Source organism: Arthrobacter sp. P4_H3 (genome assembly GCF_056400885.1).
The window spans coordinates 295,461-315,036 of sequence record NZ_JBFUKK010000005.1 but is presented as its reverse complement, the minus strand read 5'-3'; the positions used below and the strand labels follow the sequence as shown (position 1 = coordinate 315,036).

At 66.1% G+C, this 19,576-nt stretch carries 19 protein-coding genes; 4 read left to right on the top strand and 15 right to left on the bottom strand.

All coding sequences use genetic code 11. The features are described from left to right. Nucleotides 1–12: 12 nt before the first annotated feature. From AC1DRE_RS09610 to AC1DRE_RS09565, 10 genes are all read right to left on the bottom strand, one after another. Complete coding sequence (locus AC1DRE_RS09610) at nt 13–915, bottom strand: carbohydrate ABC transporter permease (protein WP_476984411.1); 903 nt, start codon at nt 913–915, stop codon at nt 13–15. A gap of 8 nt (nt 916–923) precedes the next feature. After that, nucleotides 924–1,880 carry a carbohydrate ABC transporter permease gene (locus AC1DRE_RS09605; RefSeq protein WP_476984410.1) on the bottom strand — a complete coding sequence of 319 codons (957 nt, stop codon included), beginning with the start codon at nt 1,878–1,880 and terminating at the stop codon, nt 924–926. Beyond that, entirely contained in the window at nt 1,877–3,298 is a 1,422-nt protein-coding gene (locus AC1DRE_RS09600; RefSeq protein WP_476984409.1) for an extracellular solute-binding protein, read from the bottom strand. Before AC1DRE_RS09600 ends, AC1DRE_RS09605 begins: the two co-directional genes overlap by 4 nt. Before the next feature lie 183 nt (nt 3,299–3,481). After that, on the bottom strand, nt 3,482–4,768 hold the full coding sequence (locus AC1DRE_RS09595) for an MFS transporter (protein WP_476984408.1): 1,287 nt from the start codon (nt 4,766–4,768) through the stop codon (nt 3,482–3,484). A gap of 122 nt (nt 4,769–4,890) precedes the next feature. Beyond that, nucleotides 4,891–6,300: an MBL fold metallo-hydrolase gene (locus AC1DRE_RS09590; protein ID WP_476984407.1), complete on the bottom strand. Its 1,410-nt coding sequence runs from the start codon at nt 6,298–6,300 to the stop codon at nt 4,891–4,893. A gap of 108 nt (nt 6,301–6,408) precedes the next feature. Further along, the gene (gene trxA / locus AC1DRE_RS09585) at nt 6,409–6,771 is read right to left on the bottom strand and encodes a thioredoxin (RefSeq protein WP_476984406.1); all 363 of its coding nucleotides are present in this window, start codon (nt 6,769–6,771) and stop codon (nt 6,409–6,411) included. A gap of 64 nt (nt 6,772–6,835) precedes the next feature. Further along, nucleotides 6,836–7,132, bottom strand: a complete 297-nt coding sequence (locus AC1DRE_RS09580) for a rhodanese-like domain-containing protein (RefSeq protein ID WP_476984405.1) — start codon at nt 7,130–7,132, stop codon at nt 6,836–6,838. Between the two features lie 46 nt (nt 7,133–7,178). Further along, nucleotides 7,179–7,520: a rhodanese-like domain-containing protein gene (locus tag AC1DRE_RS09575; RefSeq protein WP_476984404.1), complete on the bottom strand. Its 342-nt coding sequence runs from the start codon at nt 7,518–7,520 to the stop codon at nt 7,179–7,181. Nucleotides 7,521–7,555: 35 nt separating this feature from the next. After that, on the bottom strand, nt 7,556–8,314 hold the full coding sequence (locus AC1DRE_RS09570) for a sulfite exporter TauE/SafE family protein (protein WP_476984403.1): 759 nt from the start codon (nt 8,312–8,314) through the stop codon (nt 7,556–7,558). After that, nucleotides 8,311–8,928 carry a rhodanese-like domain-containing protein gene (locus AC1DRE_RS09565; protein WP_476984402.1) on the bottom strand — a complete coding sequence of 206 codons (618 nt, stop codon included), beginning with the start codon at nt 8,926–8,928 and terminating at the stop codon, nt 8,311–8,313. Before AC1DRE_RS09565 ends, AC1DRE_RS09570 begins: the two co-directional genes overlap by 4 nt. Nucleotides 8,929–9,056: 128 nt before the next feature. On the opposite strand from AC1DRE_RS09565, the gene AC1DRE_RS09560 reads away from it, so the two are divergent. Continuing rightward, complete coding sequence (locus AC1DRE_RS09560) at nt 9,057–9,314, top strand: metal-sensitive transcriptional regulator (RefSeq protein ID WP_476984401.1); 258 nt, start codon at nt 9,057–9,059, stop codon at nt 9,312–9,314. Nucleotides 9,315–9,388: 74 nt separating this feature from the next. Then, nucleotides 9,389–9,814 carry a DUF302 domain-containing protein gene (locus AC1DRE_RS09555; RefSeq protein WP_476984400.1) on the top strand — a complete coding sequence of 142 codons (426 nt, stop codon included), beginning with the start codon at nt 9,389–9,391 and terminating at the stop codon, nt 9,812–9,814. Between the two features lie 143 nt (nt 9,815–9,957). On the opposite strand, the gene argS is transcribed toward AC1DRE_RS09555, so the two are convergent. The 4 genes from argS to AC1DRE_RS09535 form a co-directional block, all read right to left on the bottom strand. Further along, nucleotides 9,958–11,745, bottom strand: coding sequence for an arginine--tRNA ligase (gene argS / locus AC1DRE_RS09550; protein WP_476984399.1), 1,788 nt, complete (start codon nt 11,743–11,745; stop codon nt 9,958–9,960). Between the two features lie 301 nt (nt 11,746–12,046). Next, nucleotides 12,047–14,125, bottom strand: a complete 2,079-nt coding sequence (locus tag AC1DRE_RS09545) for a PhoX family protein (protein WP_476984398.1) — start codon at nt 14,123–14,125, stop codon at nt 12,047–12,049. A 219-nt stretch (nt 14,126–14,344) separates the two neighbouring features. Continuing rightward, entirely contained in the window at nt 14,345–15,394 is a 1,050-nt protein-coding gene (locus AC1DRE_RS09540; RefSeq protein WP_476984397.1) for an o-succinylbenzoate synthase, read from the bottom strand. A 395-nt stretch (nt 15,395–15,789) separates the two neighbouring features. Beyond that, nucleotides 15,790–16,434, bottom strand: a complete 645-nt coding sequence (locus AC1DRE_RS09535; protein ID WP_476984396.1) for a hypothetical protein — start codon at nt 16,432–16,434, stop codon at nt 15,790–15,792. A 636-nt stretch (nt 16,435–17,070) separates the two neighbouring features. On the opposite strand from AC1DRE_RS09535, the gene AC1DRE_RS09530 reads away from it, so the two are divergent. Beyond that, on the top strand, nt 17,071–17,544 hold the full coding sequence (locus tag AC1DRE_RS09530) for an Hsp20/alpha crystallin family protein (RefSeq protein WP_476984395.1): 474 nt from the start codon (nt 17,071–17,073) through the stop codon (nt 17,542–17,544). Nucleotides 17,545–17,647: 103 nt separating this feature from the next. Beyond that, nucleotides 17,648–18,394, top strand: a complete 747-nt coding sequence (locus tag AC1DRE_RS09525; RefSeq protein WP_476984394.1) for a glucose 1-dehydrogenase — start codon at nt 17,648–17,650, stop codon at nt 18,392–18,394. 108 nt (nt 18,395–18,502) lie between these two features. Here AC1DRE_RS09525 and AC1DRE_RS09520 read toward each other — a convergent pair whose 3' ends face one another. Continuing rightward, nucleotides 18,503–19,390 carry a response regulator gene (locus AC1DRE_RS09520; protein WP_476984393.1) on the bottom strand — a complete coding sequence of 296 codons (888 nt, stop codon included), beginning with the start codon at nt 19,388–19,390 and terminating at the stop codon, nt 18,503–18,505. Nucleotides 19,391–19,576: the final 186 nt, after the last annotated feature.

Sequence of the window (19,576 nt, the reverse complement as noted above, 5' to 3'; positions counted from 1 at the left end):
TCGGTGAGGAGGTTATTTTCCGGTGCCGGCCGTGAGGCCGTCCTGGAGTGCGCGCTGGCCGAACATAAAGACCACCAGCGCCGGGATCATGGACAGGACCACGCCTGCAAGCACCACGGAGATGCTGCCGGTTCCCAGGTTGCCCTGGAGTGAGACAAGTCCCAGCGGGAGCGTGAAATTCTGCTCGGAGATGGTCAGGATGAGCGGGCGGAAGAACTCGTTCCAGTGGAAGTTGAATGCGAGGATTCCCACGATCGCCATGCCGGGCATCGCCAGCGGTGCATATATGGAACGGAACGTCCGCCAGGGTGAGGCGCCGTCGATCGAGGCGGCCTCGGCCAGCTCGGTCGGGAGCCCCATAAAGTACTGGCGCATCAGGAAGGTGCCGAACGCCGTCGGAATGGCCGGCAGGATCAGCGCCAGCAGTGTGTCCGAGAGGCCCATGCCGCGGATCAGCATAAAGACGGGCACGATCGTGACCTGCACCGGCACCATCATGGTGGCCAGCACGATCGAGAAGAGTGCGCCGCGGCCGCGGAACTTCAGGTGCGCGAAGGCGTAGCCTGCCATCGCCGCTGTCACCATCTGGCCCACCGCGATCAGTCCGGTGACCAAGGCGCTGTTGAGGACGAGCAGGAAGATATTCAGTTGCTGGAATACTTGACCGTAGGACGTGAAATCCGGGTTCCACGGGAAGAATGACGGCGGCAGCTTGAAGGATTCCGACGGCGACCGCAGCGACGTGGACAGGGTCCACAGCACCGGACCCAGTGTCAGGGTTGCCGCGATCAGCAGCAGGACGATGCGGATGGCGAAGTTCCAGCTGAACCTGCGCCGGTTGGGTGACGTTTCCGGGAGGCCTTCCGAGAGCCGGGGGGAATGCCCAGCCAGGCCGTGGTCTGTTGTGGTTGTCATGGCTGGCCTTACTGGTAGAAGACGAATCGTTTGCTGAGCCGGAACTGCGCGGCCGTGATGGCCATGATGATCAGGGTGAGAAGCACGCCGATGGCGGAGGCCTGACCGAACTCGAGGCGCTGGAAGGCCGATTCAAAGATGACCATGACGGCGGTGCGGGTGGAGTCGCCGGGGCCGCCGCGGGTCAGCACGTAGGGCTGGTCGAACACCTGCAGGGCGCTGATGATCGCCATCACCGAGGCCACCAGCGTGGTGGGGCTGAGCAGCGGCAGCGTCACGTAGAGGTGCTTGCGCCAGCCGGTGGCGCCGTCGATCGATGCCGCTTCATATGTCTCCACGGGAATGGAGGCCAGGCCGCCGATGAACAGCAGGAAGGAGAACCCGAAGTTCTGCCACACGTAGACAAGGATCACGACGGCGGCGGACCCGCCCGGCGTGGTCAGCCACGGCACCGCGGGGATTCCCGCGAGGGACAGGAACCAGTTGACCACGCCGAACTGCTCGTTGAAGAGGTACCGCATGAAGATGGAAACCGAGGCCGCGGACAGGATCAGCGGGAAGAAGAAGGCCGAGCGGAAGAAGACGCGCAGCCAGGCCGGCATCTTCTCCTGCACCATGATGGCCAGCGCCAGTGCCAGCCCAAGCTGGAAGGCCACGGCCACCACCACAAAGAGGATGGTGTTCAGGAACGACACCCGGACGGTGGGGTCCTGGACCACCTCGGAGAAGTTGTCGAAGCCCACGAAGGTCGGCGCCGAAATGATGTCCCAGCGGAAGAAGGCCAGGACCACGGAGGCCACGATCGGGATCAGGGTGAAGAGGCCCATACCCAGGATGGTGGGGGCCAGGAAGATCCAGGCCAGCCAGCGCTGGCTGTGCCTGCCGTTCGTGGCGGGTGCCTTGGCCTGCGAGGCCGGTCCGGCCGCCTGCCTCGGCCGCTCCCGCGGCGTGGTGGTGGTGCTCATGACTGCCTCCTCAGGGCCAGTTCAAGGTCGCGCTGCATGGAGGCGAGGGCCTGCTTGAGCTGGCGCTCGTCGCCGCTGACGGCCAGCGATACGTTCTTCATCAGGGCCGTTTCGACGGCGGCCTGCTGCGGTGGGGCCGGAATGGGGCCGGTGGTGGGGAACCTGTCCAGGGTGTCGTAGAAGACCTTCCAATTGGCGGGTCCCTTGCCGGCGTAGAGCTGCTCGTTGACCATGGAGCGGCGCGCCGGCGTCGTGATCGGGTTGGGGAAGATCAGTTCCATCGCCTCGCGGCTGGAGCTGAACTTGATCCACTCCCAGGCGGCGTCCTTGTCCTTGGCGGTCTTCATGATCGCGTAGCCGGCGGTGCCGAACTGGTGGCGCTGGGTCTTCCAGCGCGGGAAGAACTGGACGTCGAAATCGTTTTCGCCCATCCCGGCCTCGTGCAGGCCCTGCACCCAGTAGCCGCCGGCCGGCGTCGTACCGATGCGGTTGGACGCGAACAGCCCGACGAGCGAACTGCCGCCGCCTTCCTCCGGGCGGACCCCGAGTCCGTCCTTGACCAGCCCGCGCAGGTAGTCGAAGGACTCGAACACGCGGTCGTCATTGGCGTTGGGCTCCAGCCACTGGTACCCGCCGGACCTGAGGCTGCGGGAGGGATCGTTGGCGTAGAAGCCGTCCCAAAGCCACTCCCCGCCGGCGGACCTGGTCTCCTTCAGGAAGCTGGTGTCGTTCGCGTACAGCCACGGCACCACACCGCCGAAGAGCCGGTTGGTCCAGTAGTACGGGGTGAAGTCCGAGGTACGGGCCTTGCGCATGGCGGCGAGGCTGTTCCGGAAGTCCAGGTGGGTCCAGTCATCGGCGGGGCGCTCCAGCCCTGCCTGTGCGAAGGCGGTGGTGTTGTAGTACATGTTGGCCGCGTTCCAGTCCATGGGGAGCTGGTACAGGCTGCCCTTGTACATGAAGGCTTCCACCAGGCTGGGGTGGACGTCGTCGAAGAACTCCGCCATGTCCGCGGCGTCGCGGCGCACGTACTCGTCGAGCGGGTGGGCGAGTTTTTCCGCGAACAGCTGGGCGCCTTCGGTGGCCACATAGACCACATCCGGCGGGGTGCCCGCGGCCACCATGGTGAGGATCTTGGTGAAGAAGTCCTTCCAGTCCACGGCCTGGATGGCCTGGACCTTGACCTTGATCTCCGGGTGGAGTCGGGTGAAAGCGTCGATGGCGCGCTGGCGGGCGGCGGCGTCCGCGGCGGTGCCCATGATGGCGATGCTGAGGCTGTTGTCCCCGCGGCCCGGAATGTCCGTCCCGGAGAGACGCGGCCACGATGCCACGGTTGCTCCGATAATTCCCGCGCCGAGGGCACCAAGGGCGGTACGGCGGGTGAATTCCCGCAGGTGCCCGTTTGTGGCTCCGGTCATGTCAATTTCCTTCCTAACACGTGTTAGGAACTGTAGATCAACGACCTAACACGTGTCAAGCGTCACAAGTCAGGCGTCGCGGCTGGGCGCTTCACCGCCCAACGGCTGGCCGTCCGGGCCGGGCCCGGCCGGGCCCGGCCCGGCCGGCTTGGTCTCATCCGTTCTTGGAGCCGGTCCCCTCGCTCATCCCCGGCTGCGGTGGTCGGTGCTGCGCATGCGGACGGCCACCAGGATTCCGGATGCTGCCGTCAGGGCGGCGGCGACGGCGACGGCGGCAGGGATGCCATACGCGTCGGCGATGAGGCCGGAGAGCAGGGCGCCGAGAGCGAAGCCGCCGTCGCGCCACAGGCGGTAGATTCCCACGGACCGGGCCCGCCATTCAGGGTGGGCGACGTCGCCGATCGCTGCGAGCAGGGTGGGGTAGACCATTGCTGTGCCGGCGCCGAGGAGGACGACGGCGGCAAGCCAGGTTCCGAAATCATGTCCGACGGCGACCATTCCCAGTGCCAGGGCTTGGATGAGCATGCCGCCGGCGATGAGTGGTTTGCGGCCGATCCGGTCTGAGAGGGCACCGGTGACCAGTTGCCCGGCGCCCCAGACGGCCGGGTACACGGCGGCGAGGATGCCGATGCGGTCGATGCTGAGCCCTGCTGCGGCAAACAGGACCGGAAACAGCCCCCAGGCCAGTCCGTCGTTGAGGTTGTTCACCATGCCCGCCTGGCTGACGGAGGACAGTGATTTGTCCCGGAAGCTTGTCAGGATGAAGACCTGACCGTTGCTCAGCCCGGCCTGGGTCCCCGCATGGACCGGGACGTGGTTCGCGGCTTCGGATTTGGCGTGATGGCGTGTTTCGCGGACGGTCAGCACTGACAGGCCGAGTCCGACGGCGATGAAGGCGGCGCCGAGCAGGAACGGGCCGGGACGCAGTCCGTAGGTGGACGCGATGTAGCCGGTGGCCAGAGCGGTGCCTGCGACGCCGAGGTAGCCGGCTGCCTCGTTCAGTCCCATTGCCAGGCCGCGGCGTTCGGGGCCGACGAGGTCCATCTTCATCATCACGGTGGTGGACCAGGTCAGTCCCTGGCTGATGCCCAGGACGACGTTGGCCACGATGATCCAGCCCCACGAATCGCCGAAGATCAGAAGGAAGGGGATCGGGAGGGCGATGAGCCAGCCGGCGACGAGGACCGGTTTGCGGCCGTAGCGGTCAGAGAGGGTTCCGGCGAAGTAGTTGGTTGCCGCTTTGGCCACGCCGAACGCCAGGATGTAGGTCAGGGCGGAGGTGTACAGGTCCAGGTGGAAGACCTCTTCAGCCAACAGCGGCAGTACCGTCCGCTCCTGGCCGAGAGTGCCGCCCACGAGCGCGTTGACGGTAACGAGGAGCATGAACTGGGCCAGGTTCTGGCGTAGGCCAAGTGTGATGAGATCCCGCTGCCCGGGTCGCCGCGGTGAAGGGGTGTTGCCGGATCCCATGGTCGCGCTCCAAGTTTCAGTGCGGGGTGGTTGGTGTTCCGATGGCGGGAACACGGCTTTGGCGGCGGCCGGGTGTTCCGTGCCGCCGCCTTGCCTGTCATTGAGCGGGTGAACTGCCTTGCCTAGTTGGTGGACACGGTTTCGCGTGTCTGCTGCCATGCGGCCCAGCCTGCGTAGCTGCCGTCGAGTTCGACGACGTCGTACCCGGCGCGGCGCAGGGCGCTGGCGGCCACGGAATTGCGGACACCGCTCTGGCAGTAGGTCACGATGGTGCCCTCGGAGGGCAGTTCATCGAGGTGCCACATGAGCCGGCCGCCGCTGAGCTGGTGGGATCCGGGGATGTGTCCTGCCGCGTGCTCGGTGCGGTTGCGGACGTCCAGGACCATGGCCGCATCGAAGCCGGCCAGGTCTGCCGGCCGGATGAGCTTCGGGGCCGTCATGGGGAGGCCCTGGATGCTGGTGATGTAGCCGGCGACGTTGTCGATGCCGACGCGGACCAGGTGGTCCCGCATGTCCTGGGCCTGCTCCTGGTCCCGGACCAGGAGCACCAGGGGGTTCTTGTCGGTCTCAGGGTTGACCACCCAGGCGCCGTAGCTGGCTACGGACTTGCCCGCGGGAACGTTCAGGGAACGGGCCACGGTGCCCTCGTGGACCTCGGTGTTGGAGCGGGTGTCGATGAAGGTCACTGCGTCTTTTGCGAGGTCCTTGGCGACGTCGGCGGGGTCCAGTTCCTCGAGCGGGGAGCGTTCGCCAATGATGGCCGGGCCTTCACGGTTTTCGCGCTTCATCCGGCCGAAGTAGGCGTGTGCGTCCGGCTGGCCATCGAGGAGTTCGTCGATGAAACCCTGCTCGTCATTGGCGGCGAGGTAGGGCCCCCACCAGGCGTAGAGGCGCTCGTAGCCGACCGTGGTTGAGGGGATGGCTCCGAGGGCCTTGCCGCATGCGCTGCCTGCACCGTGGGCGGGGTGGACCTGGACGTGGTCCGGCAGGGCCAGGAACTTATCCCGCAGGCTGGCGAAGAGCTGCTTCGCGCCCACGAAGCGGGTGTCCACGCCGCCGGCCGCCTCGTCGAGCAGGTCCGGCCGGCCCAGGTCACCGGAGAAGACGAAGTCACCGGAGAGCAGATAGCCGGGCCGGTCACTGAACGCGCCGTCAGTGACCAGGAACGAAAGGTGTTCCGGGGTGTGGCCCGGAGTGTGTACGGCCTGGATGCTGATGTTGCCCAGGGTGATCGTGTCGCCGTCGTAAAGCCGTTCGCCGTCGAAACCGTACTGCCAGTCCGGGCCGCCTTCGCCGGAGACGTAGATCCTGGCGCCGGTGGCGGCGGCCAGTTCGCGGGTGCCGGAGAGATAGTCGGCATGGATGTGGGTCTCGGTGACGGCGACGATCTTCATACCGTTCTTCCCTGCCAGGTTCTGGTAGACCGCGATGTCCCGGCGGCCGTCAACAACAATGGCCTCACCCTTGGCCTGGCAGCCGATCAGGTAACTGGCCTGGGCGAGATCCTCGTCGTAGATGCGCTCGATAAGCATTGATGCTCTCCTTCGTTGGGAAGTTTTCGTTGGGCTCTTGGTTCAATTCTAATACCCCGGGGGGTATCCAGCAATCAGTGGTGTGCCACGCTGTCGTGGCTGTGGGTGTTAGGCCTGCTGCCGTGCGGCATCGGCCCGCAGTTTGTTCATATCCAGGTTCTTTACGCCCTGAATGACCTCTTCCAGTCCTGCGGCGTTCAGCGCTCCGGGCCGGGAGAAAACCAGGGTTTTGTCCTTGAAGGCCATCAGTGTGGGGATGGAGGTGATGCCGGCTGCCGCGGCCAGGGCCTGTTCGGCTTCGGTATCCACCTTGGCGAAGGTGATACCAGAGTGCCGTTCGGCGGCGGCGCCGTAGGTGGGGGCGAACATGCGGCAGGGGCCGCACCAGGCTGCCCAGAAGTCAACGAAGACGATGTCGTTGTTCTCCAGGGTGGCTGCGAAGTTCTGTTCAGTGATGTCGATGGTTGCCATGACCGGTTCGTGTCCTTCCGATGCTCTCTCAAACGGGTGTGTGGTCCTGACCCTTGGCGGGCGGTCAGGTGGTGGGCAGGCCTGCGCGGGTCCAGGCGATCATGCCGCCAGTCATGGTGTCGGCGGTGAAGCCGGCACCGTTGAGTGCGTCTGCGACGCGGGCGGAACGGTTGCCGCTGCGGCAGACAGCGATCACTGGCACGGAGCGGTCCAGTTCGGACAGCCGTGCCTGCAGCTGCCCCAAGGGGATGTGCAGTGCCCCCGGGATCATGCCTTCGGCGACTTCAAAGTCCTCGCGGACATCGAGGATCCGAGCTGTGGCGCGGCGCTGGTCGGCTTCATTGATGGTGATTTCAGCCATTGGTTTCTCCTTCGAATGGTTCGGCTGGATGGGGTTCGGGTGCTTCTTAGCGGACGGGCTCGCCGGCCCCGCGCCAGGCGCCCATGCCGCCGCGCAGGGAATGGGACTCATAACCTTGTGCGGCAAGGACCCGGGCGGCGGAGGCGGAGCGGACCCCGGACTGGCACATGGCGATCACAGGCCGGGATTTCTGGATCCCGGCAGTGCTGGCCTGGAGCCTGTCCAGCGGAACGTGCTTGGCCTGCGGCGCGTGTCCGGAACGCCATTCCTGGGCGGAGCGGACGTCGATCAGCGTGGCGCCTGAGGCCAGAAGTTCCTTCGCCTCAGCTACTGAGACCGTCTTGTACGGCTTGCTGAATGCCTTCTTCAGCGAACGGATGAGGCCCATGGTGTTCTCCTTTTGTTTCGGTAGGGGGTAGCTTTTCAAGCGGTAACGGTGCCCGCCGTGACCCAGGCCGCGACGGCAAAGATGAGCACGGCGAACGAGACGCGGATGTGCTTGTCGTTAAGATGGCGGACGAGGCGGGCAGCAATGAGGGATCCGAGGATCGCCGGGAACGCGAAGCTCAGAACGCTGGGCCAGTCGATGGTAAATCCCGCGGCGTGGGCACCGAAGCCCGCGGCCGAATTGATCACGATGATGGCCAGAGACGAACCAACGGCCTGTTTCATGCGCAGGCCCAGGAACAGTGTGAGAGCCGGGGTGATCAGGAAACCTCCGCCCACACCGAGCAGTCCCGTGAGGAACCCGACGAGGACCCCGACCCCCATGGCCTTGGGGGCGCAGGAGCGGAAGGCACGGTTGGGACCGGTACTGCACGACCCTTCCGTTTCCGCGGTCCGCATGAGCATCCGGATCCCCGCGATCACCATGATGACAGCGAAGGCAAGCATCAGGATGTCCGGATCCAGAATCCGGCCAACAGCAGCCCCGCCCCACGCGGCGGGGATGCCCGCCGCACCGACAATCACGACCACCGGCCAGTTGATACCTTCGCGCAGCCGCGGAATCAGCGCAGCCAGGGAAGAGATGCCCACCACCAGAAGGGAAGTGGGAATGGCCTCCGCCGGGCTCATACCCACGCCGTAGACCAGGGCGGGGACAGCGATGATCGAGCCGCCGCCACCGACTACACCGAGCACGATCCCGACAAAGAGCCCCAGTGTCAGGGCGGCGATCATGCTGCCGGGGTCTGCTTAGCCCCGGCCACCGGGAACTGCAGGATGACGCTTTCGCGGGTTGGCTCCTTGGTGGACCTGTTCCACGGCATCGCCGCGATCGCCTGGCCCATGGCGCAGGTGTTGGTGGCCGCCGAGACGGTCAGGCCTGCGCCAATGACGCCCGCGAGCGTCCGAATCTTGGGCGAGATGAACTTGCCGCCGGCCAGGCCCAGGACCACCAGGGACCCGGCGGCGAGGCGAACCTGCCGTTCCAGGTCCCAGCGGTCCTTGCCCCTGACGACGTCGCCGCCGGCCGCTGCGAAGCCGGGGACGCCGCCGGTCAGGACGTAGGCCGTATCGATGCCGGAACCGGCGAGACGCTGACGCGCCTGCTCGGCGCGGGCTCCTGACTGACAGACCAGGACGACGCGGCTGCCCAGGCGGGCGGCGAGCTCGTCGGTGTGTTCGGAGAGCAGCGGCAGCGGCACGTTGTAGGAGCCGCGGATATGCAGGGAGTCGAATTCCGCCGCGGAACGCACATCGATAACCACGAGGTCCTGGTGTTCGATGACCCAGCTGCGCAAGGACTCCGGAGCAAGGGCGGTGATGGCGGTGGAGGGGGAAGGGAAAGTCATGGTCAGCCTCTCGAAAGGGGGATTACCGGTGGATACCCCACCCAGTATTACAGATACCCATGGGGGTATGCAAAACACCCCACGGGGTATATGGTTGATGGCAAGACACCCACGCCTTTGGAGACTCCATGCAACTCGATTCGACTGAACTGACCCCGGTGGTCAACCGCCTCAAGCGCGCCCAGGGCCAGCTAGCAGCTGTCACCCGCATGCTGGAGGAGGGCAGGGACTGCAAGGAAATCGTCACGCAGCTGGCTGCCGTGTCGAAAGCCCTGGACAAGGCCGGCTTCGCCATCATCGCCAGCGGCCTGGAGCAATGCATCGTCCGCGAAGACGCCACCATGGACCGGAAGGAGCTGGAAAAGCTCTTCCTCTCCCTCGCCTGATAAGCAGGGACTGCACGACCCCGTGCCGAAACCCACCCGGACCGTATCTGCAACGACATTTCAGGAGCAGGTTTATGAGCTACACACACTCCGTTACCGTCCCGCTATCGTGGGAGGATGCGGTTCAGCGCACCCGGGAGGCACTCGGGGAAGAGGGCTTTGGCATACTCACGGAAATTGACGTCCGCGCCACCTTTGCATCCAAACTCGGGATCGACGCCGGGGATGCCGTCGGCGACTACGTAATCCTTGGCGCCTGCAACCCCGCTTTGGCGAGCCGGGCCCTCGCAGCCGAGCCTGAGCTCGGTGCGCTGCTTCCATGCAACGTCATTGTCCGACGAGCCAAGAACGCACGCGAGACCACAGTCGAAGCCATCGATCCGCAAACCATGGTCCAACTCAGCGATAGTCCGGCCGTCCGCGAGGTCGCGGACGACGCCGATGCCCGCCTGCGCAGAGCCCTCGCCGGGCTCGTCCATGCAAAGGAAATCTCCGACTGACCAAAGTGTAGGCACTTGTAAAGGGCAGAGAAGCTAGACCAGGCCCTGGCACCCCGGACGCTCTCTCACATCCGGGCGCCTCACCCCGGACGCTCTCTCACATCCCGGCGCCTCACCCCGGACGCTCTCTCACATCCCGGCGCCTACATGTTCTCCGGGGTCTCGATGCCCAGCAGGTCCAGTCCCTCGGAGAGCCTGTGGAGGACCAGAGCGCACAGGGCCAGCCGCGACTGGCGAACGGAATCCTCCGCCTTGAGCACGGGGCACTGGTCGTAGAAGGACGTGAACAGCTGCGCGAGCTCGAACAGGTACGCACACAGCCGGTGCGGTTCGAGGAGTTCCCCCACCCGGCGAAGGTTGGCGCCGTACTCCAGCAGGTGCAGGGCCAGGGCACGTTCGGCGGGTTCGACGACGGCGATGGACGCAGCCGCCGTCGGCTCGCCAGCCGCCTCGCCCAGGGAAGCCGCCTCACCCGGGGACCCAGCCTCGCCCGCAGACTCTGCCTCCGCCACAGACTCCGCCTCGCCGGCCTTCCGCAGAATGGAGCGGATCCGCGCGGCGGCGTACTGCACGTACGGGCCGGTGTTGCCGCTGAGTGCCAACATGCGGTCAAAATCGAATACATACTCGGTATCGTGCCCCACGGAGAGGTCTGCGTACTTCACCGCTCCGATGCCCACCTGCCGGGCGGTCACGGCGCGCACGTCCTCCGGAAGGTCAGGGCGGCTGGCGTCCACCACGGCACGGGCGCGGTCCACGGCCTCGTCCAGCAGCGCCATGAGTTTCACCGGGGTGCCCGAACGGGACTTCAGGATCTTGCCGTCCTCGCCCAGGACGTTGCCGATCTGCACGTGCGTGGCCTCCACCGTGTCCGGCAACCAGCCGGCCTCGCGGGCGGTCTCAAAAACCATCCGCAGGTGCACGTTCTGCGGGGCGCCCACCACGTAGAGGATGCGGTCGGCCTGAAGGTCCTGGACCCGGTACCGGATGGTCGCGAGGTCCGTCGTGGCATACCCGTACCCGCCGTCGGACTTACGGATGATTAGCGGCAGCGGCTCGCCGTCCCGGCCCGTAAACCCGGCGGGGAAAGTGCACAGTGCCCCTTCGCTGACGCGGGCCAGGCCCCGCTCCTCCAGTTCCTGGCACAGCTGTGCTAGATGGCGATCGTACGAACTTTCACCCGCGATGTGGTCGTCCTCGAGGCTGACTCCCAGCGTGGCGTAGATGGCGTTGAAATAGACCTTCGAGTGGTCCACCAACCGCTGCCAGACCTCCAGCGTCTCCTCGTGGGCCGACTGGAGTGACACGACGCGGAGGCGGGCCCGCGTCGCGAAGTCGGGGTCGCCGTCGAACTTTGCCCGCGCCGCCTGGTAGAACGCGCTGGGGTCCTCCACCAGCAGCGCGGCCTCGGGCGAATCCTCGCCGATCTCCAGCCAGTGCTCAATCAGCATGCCGAAGGGCGTGCCCCAGTCGCCGATGTGGTTCTGCCGGATCACCGTGTGGCCCAGCGCCTCGAGGACGCGGACCAGGCTGTCCCCCACCACGGTGGTGCGAAGGTGCCCCACATGCATTTCCTTCGCAACGTTTGGGGAGGAATAGTCGACGACGACGCGCTGGGCTTGCGTCTCCGGCCCGCCCTGCGGCTGGGAAGCCTGGGCGTTGAGCAGCTCCTCGATCCAGGTGCCGTCGAACGTGAGGTTGATGAAGCCCGGGCCGGAGATTTCAACGCCGGTGCAGAGGCCGTCCAGCTCCAGGGACTCGACAATGCGCGCGGCAGCGTCGCGTGGAGCCAGGCCCACCTTCTTCGCGAGCGCCATGGCGGCGTTGACCTGGATGTCCGCGAATTGCGACGGCCGGACCACCGGGTCGGTGTCCCGGAACTCTTCGCCGAACGCTTGGGCAATAGCTGCCTGGACTCTGGGGACAACCATCTCGGCCGGATTATTCACAAGCTCAAATTATCAGTCCCGGGCCCTTCCGACGCTCTCTCACTTCCTGCGGATAAATCCGGGACGCTCTCTCACTTCCTGCCGCCAAAAAACGGACGCTCTCTCACTCCCCCGACCGTGCGGTCAGGGAGTGAGAGAGCGTCCTCCAAAAACCCACCAAAAGTGATAGAGCGTCCGTCAAAAAGGCACCAAAAGTGAGAGAGCGTCCTGGAAGGGGGCGGGAAGGTGGGGCGGGACGGAGGGGCCGGTGGGGTGACCCGGCCCGATGAGTGGGAAGCGGGCGTTAGCCCCGGAAGACCTGGACCACCGACGGGCGCGGGGCGCGCGCTTTACCGGCAGCCGGCGTCGTGCCTGCCGGAACGTAGTCCGGGAAGTACGAGTTCGGTGCGTCGAACGTGCCTTCCTCCCCCGGGTGCTGCACGGACACGAACACGGTGCGTTCGTCGTCGTGCACGATCGGTCCGCAGGTCTCGGCGTCGCGCGGGACGGCCAGGAACTGCTCCACCTTGCCGCGATCGGCGCCGTCGAGGGTCACCTTGAACAGGCCGTCCGCGCGTCCGATGCCGGCAGGGGCGCCGTCGGTGGAGATCCACAGGTTCCCCACCGAGTCGAACGCCAGGTTGTCCGGGCAGGAGATCGGCGAGACCTGGTCCGCCGGGAAGCCGGAGAAGTAGGTGACGTCGCCCTGGGCGGGATCGCCGCAGACCATCAGCAGGTTCCAGGTGAACTTGGTGGAGGTCTGGTCGCCGGTTTCGGTGATTTCCACGATGTGGCCGTCGCGGTTGGCGTTGCGCGGGTTGATCTCGGTGGCGCCTTCCTTGCCGGCCTTACCGCGGTCCGAGTTGTTGGTGCAGGCAACGTAAACCTTGCCGGTGTGCAGGCTGGGCTCCACGTCCTCGCAGCGGTCCATCTTGGTGGGGCCCACCTTGTCTGCGGCGAGGCGGGTGTAGACCAGGACCTCTTCGACGGTCATCCCGGGCACGGCCGAGGCGCCGTCAACCACCAGCGGCAGCCATTCGCCGGTGCCGTCGAACGCGCCGTCGGCCGGCACCGCGCCGGTCCCGGTGATCTCGGCCGCCGGCGAGTTGCCCGTGAACTTGGCCACGTAGAGGTTGCCGGCGGACAGCAGCGTCATGTTGTGCTTGCGGTCGCCGTCGCGGTACTTGTCCTTCGAGACGAACTTGTAGAGGTAGTCGAAGCGCTCGTCGTCACCCATGTAGGCCACCACGTGGCCGGATTCGGCCACGATCACGTTGGCGCCCTCGTGCTTAAACCGGCCCAGCGAGGAGTGCTTCTTCGGCGTGGACGTGGGGTCAAACGGGTCCACTTCCACAATCCAGCCGAAGCGGTTGGTCTCGTTCGCGTAGCCGGCGTTGCGGGTGTCGAAGCGGGGGTCGTCCAGTTCCCACTGGCGGGCGGTTGCCTTTGAGGTCAGCCCGTAACGGAGGTCCGAAGCGGACGTGCCCGGGGCGACGAAGTACCCGTTGAAGTTCTCCTCGCCGGACAGGACGGTTCCCCACGGTGTGGTGCCGCCGGAGCAGTTGCCGAGCGTGCCCTTGATCTTGCGCCCGGACGGGTCGTCGATGGTCTTCACGAGCGGGGAACCGGCGGCGGGACCGGTGAGTTCGTAGACGGTGCTGTTCAGGTAGCGGCGGTTGAGCCCGGCGCCCTGGACGTAGCTCCACGGCTTGTTCTTGTTCTGCCGCTCCAGCTCCACCACGGTCAGGCCGTGCGCGGCCTGGCCCACGGCGCGGACATCGGCGGCCGGCATGGTGGCCGGGAACATGATGTTCTCGTTGGTGTATTCGTGGTTGGCGAAGAGCACGGCGCGGCGGCCCTTGCTGCCCGGGACCTCGAGGATGTCCGTGTAGTCGTTGTTGTAGCCGAACTGCTTTTCCTGCGCGGCCGCCGTCTGGTTGTTGATGTCGAACGCGGGAGCATCCTTGAAGATCGGGTCGCCCCAGCGGATCACGGGCTGCCAGGTGAACCCGGCCGGCAGAGTCAGGGTGTCCACGTCCGCGGCGATGGACGGGATCGCGGTGAACTGCAGCTTGGACTTGCCGAAGCCGTCCTTCGCTGCGGCGGCGAGGCCGGTGCCGCCGTCGGCGACGGCAGTTCCGGCGGACGTGACCGCACTGCCCAGCACGACGGCGAGCGCACCGGCGGCGCCGAAGCCGAGGGCGGCGCGGCGGGACATGGTGGCGGAGGCGATGTCGCGGAAGTAGCTGTTTGAGCTGGTGTTGCAGACCTCGCCCGAGCAGGCGTTGTCGCACTTCAGCGCGCAGGTGACGGGGCTGCGCTTGCCTTTGGTGTGGCCGAGCATGGGGAGCAGGGCAAACTTGCGTCCGGTCGTTTCAGACATGAGGGGGCCTTCCAAGGAATCCGATGCGGTCCCGCCAACCCTGCCAGCAGCTTCCAACCGGGAGCCGACAACCAGATGAAGATCCGGTGAACCGGCGGTGTCGCGCAGAAGGGTGAGAGAGCGTCCCAGGAAAACCCGCAGGAAGTGAGAGAGCGTCGCAGGAAAACCCGCAGGAAGTGAGAGAGCGTCGCGGGAAAACCCGCAGGAAGTGAGAGAGCGTCAGGCCTGGGCGGGGGCGGCCAGCGCTGCGTGCACCCGACGGAGGCGGTCCAGCCACCAGTCCCGGCGGTCGGCGGGGGCGGCGAACTCCTCGAGCAGCCCGGCGTCGGCCGTGACGTCGCGAAGGCGGATGGCGCCGTCGTCGGCCACCAGCGGATCCCGGGTGACGTCGGCCGCGAGCAGGGACACCGTCCCCAGCCCGCACGCGTACGGCAGTTCCGGCAGCGCGGCCGCCAAAGCCAGCCCGGCGCGGATCCCCACCGAGGTGTCCAGCGCGGAGCTCACGACGGCGGGCAGCCCGGCCTGCGCCACGATGTCCAGCGCACGCCGGACTCCCCCGAGCGGCGCTACCTTCACCACGATGAGATCTGCTGCGCCCGCCCGCGCCACGCGCAGGGGGTCGTCCTCCTTGCGCACGCTTTCGTCGGCAGCGATCAGCAGGGGAATGCCGGCGGCCCGCAGCCGGCGGCGCACCTCGGCCAGGCCGTCGATGTCCGGCACCGGCTGCTCTGCGTATTCCAGCCCGACGGCGGACAGCCGGGTCAGTGCCTCCACGGCTGCGGGAACGTCCCACCCGCCGTTCGCGTCCACCCGGATGGCTGCGTACGGGAGGGCGCTGCGGACGGCGGCCACCCGGGCGGCGTCGTCGTCGAGCGTCTGGCCGCGTTCAGCCACCTTGATCTTGACGGCATCCACCCGGCCGAAGCGGGCCAGCACCTCCGGAACGCGGTCCGCCGAGACGGCCGGGACGGTGGCATTCACCGGAATCACGGACCGCAGCGGCGCGGGAAAGCCCTGCCAGCCGGCCTCGACGGCGGCGGCCAGCCACCGGGAGGCTTCGGCGTCGCCGTATTCGGGAAAGGGACAGAACTCGCCCCATCCCAGCGGGCCTTCCAGCAGCAGGGCCTCACGCTGGGTGATGCCGCGGAACTTCACGCGCATGGGCAGGCTCACCACGTGCGCGGACGCCAATAACCGGTCCAGGGAAGGAAGGCCCTGGTCCATTTCGGAGTCTTTCCCCCGGGGCTGGCTGGGTGCGTCGGCAGGCATGATTTCACTCTACCGGCCACCCCTGACAACGGGCCGACGCGAAAACGGGCGGCCGCGAAAAAGCCCCGCTGCAGACAGGGAGGCCAAGGAGTCCCTTGGTAGGGCCGACGGCGACTGGGGGCGAGCTTCACGTTTATGAGACTCGTCGCCGCCGGCCCAGCTCAAGGAGCCCCGGGCGCACATTCCCTGCGGATAACCGCCGGATCTGCTGCGGGGCGGTCCGTGCAAAACCGGACCGTTGCTAAAATCCTAGGGACCCCGGGCCGCCGCCGCATGAGTATCCGCTACTCGTTTTGGCGGCTCCGATGTACTCAGGAAAGCGGCCATCACGCGCCGCGAACAGCGTGCGATGGCCGCCGGCTGGAAGGGCCGAACGCGCCCTGGCAAACGTGGATTTACCGGTGGTTGTGGTCGTCATCCTTGGCGCGGTCCAGCAGCTTGCAGATGTCCTTCGCGTCCCGGATGCTGTTGTGCGTGACCTCGCCGGAGACGATCTCCATCTGGTCGGCGGCGGCGTAGACAACGTTGCCTGCCAACCGTCCGCGTTCGAAGTAGAAGGCCTTCGGCAGCCCGGCGTCCTCAAAGGCCTTCTCGTCAGCGGCTCCCATAGCGAACACCAGGCTGGGACCCCGTGCGGAGAGGTGGGCGCTCAGGCCGTCCGCTGCGAGCCTCTGGGTGAAGGGTCCGGAGACGTCCAACTCGTCGATCGTGGCGCCGTCGGAAACGCGGGTGAGGTCAATGGTGGCGTCGCCCCGGAACCTGATCACCAGGGTCCCGTCGTCCTTCTTCTCGCCCTTGTACTTCACCTCGCGCTCGTCGCCGGCTTCCACCTTGATGGTGGTGTCGCAGGCCTCGAACTCGTAGGGCTCGTAGTACGAGTCGGGAACCGAGACGTACTTTCCGTCAGTGTCCTGCGGGGGCCACGGCCCTGCAGCCCCGCCTCCGCCGTCGGATCCGGCGGACGCCGGAGCGGAAATTCCCGTAAGCAATGCCAGCGCCAGGGCGGCGGGCAGGCACAGATACCTCATTTTTCGGTTCATGGCAGCACTCCTGAAGATGGCAGGAGGGGACGCAACGGGGCCTGACCTGCCAATGTTTATAAACATCAAATGCCAGCTAGGCGACGAGACCAGTTGTGATGCGGTGATGTTGCGGGTGATGTTGCGGCCGCTGTGTTCAGGCCGACAATACGTTCAAGCTAGCGCCGCCGTCGCCGGGGTGTCAACGGTTAATCGGACGCCGGCGTACGCCACATCCGGACACGGAAGAGGACGGCGAATACGCCTCGAAACGGGGCGAGTAAACAGGGCGAGCAAATGCGGGGTTTTGCGGACGCCAATGCCCTGCGTGTCACCGTCGTCGTGGGCATTGGCATCCGCTACGGTCGCCGGCTTAGTGCTGATCGGCTGGCGGCCGGTATCCCTAGCGTAGGAAAATCGCTGCCGGCCAGCACGAGTATTTGCTACCTGTTTTGGGACGCAAGTGCAGCCAGTGGTGGCCCTCGGTACGGTGCTCCCAGCCCGCGGAATCGGCGGTTTGATCCGGGAGAGCGAGCCTCTTACTTCGGTCCGCGACGAGGGGTCTTTGGTCTCTGTTAGTTGTTTTCCGGCGGGTATGTACTGAAAGAACACCGGCCACTCTTCTGGCCTTTCCCTGTCCATAGTTTGGAGAAAGCCATGTCTGATTTGTTCAAATGGTCCCCGCGTGCGGCTTCCCGATGGACCTCTCCGTTCGACACGCTGCTGAGGTCCCCTCTGGAGCTGATGGACTCCCTGGACCGCATGTTTGAATCCACCACGGCAGCTGCCCCGATCCGCGTCGAGGAGTTCGTCGACGGCAAGACCCTGGTGGTGCGGGCCGAGATGCCGGGGGTCGATCCCGACAAAGACGTGGAAATCACCCTCACCGACGGCTTTCTGCACATCCATGCCGAACGCCAGGAGAAGGAAGAGCACAAGGACAAGGACCGTTACCGGTCCGAGTTCCGCTACGGATCCTTCAGCCGCCGCATCCCCTTGCCCGAAGGCGTGAAGGAAGAGGACATCAAAGCCTCCTACACCGACGGTGTCCTGGAAGTCCGCACACCCCTGCCGGACGAGGCCGCAGCCCAGACCGGGGCCCCGAAGAAGCTCCCGATCAGCCGCGGCTAGCGGGGGCCCACGCCCCGGCCGTCCGGCCGCCCCGGCCGTCCTGACTGAGCACGCGAGACGGACATCCTGACATCTAAAGGCCTCATCACCGAAGGAGCATCACGTGGAACGAGTCATCGACAAAGTAGCGCTGGTCAGCGGGGGTGCACGCGGAATTGGAGCTGCGATCGCATCGCGGCTCCATGGTGAAGGGGCAAAGGTCGTCCTGGGCGACATCCTGGACGAAGAGGGAAAGGAAGCCGCGGAGCGCATCGGCTCTGGCGCGCTTTATGTCCACCTCGATGTGACCAGCCCCCAGGACTGGGAGGCTGCGGTGAGCGCCGCCGTCGAGACGTTCGGAGGCCTGAACATCCTGGTGAACAATGCCGGCATTGTGAACTTCGCCTCCATCGAGGATTACACCTTGGAGCAATGGAACACCGTCATTGCCGTGAACCTGACCGGCACCTTCAACGGGATCAAGGCCGCAATCCCCGCCCTGAAGCAGTCCAAAGGCGGGTCGATAATCAATATTTCCTCGATTGCCGGCATCCGCGGCTACGAGCAGATCCCCGGATACACGGCCTCGAAGTTCGGCGTGCGCGGACTCACCAAGAGCGCCGCGCTGGACCTGGGACACTATGGCATCAGGGTCAACTCCGTCCATCCCGGAGTCATCTCCACCCCAATGACGGCCGACATGACAATGGACATGAGCCACGTGGCGCTCAGCCGTATAGGCCATCCCGGAGAAGTCGCGGACCTCGTCCTCTACCTGTCTTCCAACGAATCTTCGTTCGTCACCGGAGCCGAGTTCGTGATCGATGGTGGAGACACCGCGGGGACAGTAACGCCACGGCAGAAGACGTAACCACTCAGACGGAGCCTCTGCTCGGGCACAGAGGGCGTTCGCCGCCAGGTGCCTAGCGCCGGGTGCCTAGGACCGGGTGCTTGGGACCGGGCGCTTAGGACCGGGCGCTTAGGACCGGGTTGGCAGCGGGCGGACGAGCGTCAGCGGGGTCCGGGCCGCGGCGAGTGCTTCGGCCAGCCGGACGACCCCTGCTGCCCGCATGCCGTCCGTGAAGGCCACAGTGCCGGCCTCGCTGGTGCAGTTCAGCAGCGCAGCGGTCACCTCGGCGATCAAAACCGGGAACCGGCTGGACCGGTAGCCGCCGTAGGCCGGATCCTCTGACCGATTCAGCGTCCTGGTGACGAGCACGGCTGCCTGCGTCCGGCGCGTCATCCCGAGTTTCACCAACACGGACGAAACCAGGTTCTTGACGGTCTTTTCCGCCAGGAACATCTCCTGGCTGATCTGGCGGTTACTCAACCCTTGCCCCAGGCCCATGGCCACGTTCTTTTCCTGTCTGGAGAGCCTGAGGAGTCTCTCATCCGGCCGGTCCGGCCCGAACCCGGAGACCGGAGTCAGGATCCCCGGCTGGAACCGGCGGCTGTAGGCGGTTTGCCCGTCCAGGACCCGGCGGATCAGCCGCAGCTGTTCGGTGCTGTCATCCTGTTCCGACAGACACCCCCACGCTCCGGCCAGAATCGAGTCAATCAGCACCCTTTCGTCGGTCTCCCCGGTCATCAGCACGCACCGGATGGACGGGTCGGCAGCGGCGACGGCACGGCACACGCCAGCACCGGAACCGTCGGCAAGATCATCGTCCAGAATGACCAGATCCGGGCGCAGGGCAGGGATCCGACGGACGGCTTCGCAGGCGGATCCTGACTCCCCGACGACGCTGAGTCCGCCGGCCTCCAGCAGTCGCCGCAGGCCGCGCCTCACCACTTCTTCGTCGTTAAGGATGTACACGTTCTGGCCGGCCAACGGGTACCTCGGCCGGGCTTCCTGGACAGCCATCATAGCCGTTCCGTTCCTTCGCCCTGGGAGACCGAAAAGGCGCTGTTCCTGTTCCTGACGCCGGCCTCACTACTGCGAAAACCAACCTGACCGGATCCCCACCCGGTGTTTGCAGCCAGCGCGCAGATGCGCACCCGCCCTCACTGCTCACGCTAGACCTATCAGCCTTCAGAAGACAGCGTCCAGGCA

Excerpts from the sequence above, each read along its gene's own strand:
- AC1DRE_RS09610 (WP_476984411.1), bottom strand. The coding sequence starts at position 915 with ATGACAACCACAACAGACCACGGCCTGGCTGGGCATTCCCCCCGGCTC.
- AC1DRE_RS09605 (WP_476984410.1), bottom strand. The coding sequence starts at position 1,880 with ATGAGCACCACCACCACGCCGCGGGAGCGGCCGAGGCAGGCGGCCGGA.
- AC1DRE_RS09600 (WP_476984409.1), bottom strand. The coding sequence starts at position 3,298 with ATGACCGGAGCCACAAACGGGCACCTGCGGGAATTCACCCGCCGTACC.
- AC1DRE_RS09595 (WP_476984408.1), bottom strand. The coding sequence starts at position 4,768 with ATGGGATCCGGCAACACCCCTTCACCGCGGCGACCCGGGCAGCGGGAT.
- AC1DRE_RS09590 (WP_476984407.1), bottom strand. The coding sequence starts at position 6,300 with ATGCTTATCGAGCGCATCTACGACGAGGATCTCGCCCAGGCCAGTTAC.
- trxA (WP_476984406.1), bottom strand. The coding sequence starts at position 6,771 with ATGGCAACCATCGACATCACTGAACAGAACTTCGCAGCCACCCTGGAG.
- AC1DRE_RS09580 (WP_476984405.1), bottom strand. The coding sequence starts at position 7,132 with ATGGCTGAAATCACCATCAATGAAGCCGACCAGCGCCGCGCCACAGCT.
- AC1DRE_RS09575 (WP_476984404.1), bottom strand. The coding sequence starts at position 7,520 with ATGGGCCTCATCCGTTCGCTGAAGAAGGCATTCAGCAAGCCGTACAAG.
- AC1DRE_RS09570 (WP_476984403.1), bottom strand. The coding sequence starts at position 8,314 with ATGATCGCCGCCCTGACACTGGGGCTCTTTGTCGGGATCGTGCTCGGT.
- AC1DRE_RS09565 (WP_476984402.1), bottom strand. The coding sequence starts at position 8,928 with ATGACTTTCCCTTCCCCCTCCACCGCCATCACCGCCCTTGCTCCGGAG.
- AC1DRE_RS09560 (WP_476984401.1), top strand. The coding sequence starts at position 9,057 with ATGCAACTCGATTCGACTGAACTGACCCCGGTGGTCAACCGCCTCAAG.
- AC1DRE_RS09555 (WP_476984400.1), top strand. The coding sequence starts at position 9,389 with ATGAGCTACACACACTCCGTTACCGTCCCGCTATCGTGGGAGGATGCG.
- argS (WP_476984399.1), bottom strand. The coding sequence starts at position 11,745 with ATGGTTGTCCCCAGAGTCCAGGCAGCTATTGCCCAAGCGTTCGGCGAA.
- AC1DRE_RS09545 (WP_476984398.1), bottom strand. The coding sequence starts at position 14,125 with ATGTCTGAAACGACCGGACGCAAGTTTGCCCTGCTCCCCATGCTCGGC.
- AC1DRE_RS09540 (WP_476984397.1), bottom strand. The coding sequence starts at position 15,394 with ATGCCTGCCGACGCACCCAGCCAGCCCCGGGGGAAAGACTCCGAAATG.
- AC1DRE_RS09535 (WP_476984396.1), bottom strand. The coding sequence starts at position 16,434 with ATGAACCGAAAAATGAGGTATCTGTGCCTGCCCGCCGCCCTGGCGCTG.
- AC1DRE_RS09530 (WP_476984395.1), top strand. The coding sequence starts at position 17,071 with ATGTCTGATTTGTTCAAATGGTCCCCGCGTGCGGCTTCCCGATGGACC.
- AC1DRE_RS09520 (WP_476984393.1), bottom strand. The coding sequence starts at position 19,390 with ATGATGGCTGTCCAGGAAGCCCGGCCGAGGTACCCGTTGGCCGGCCAG.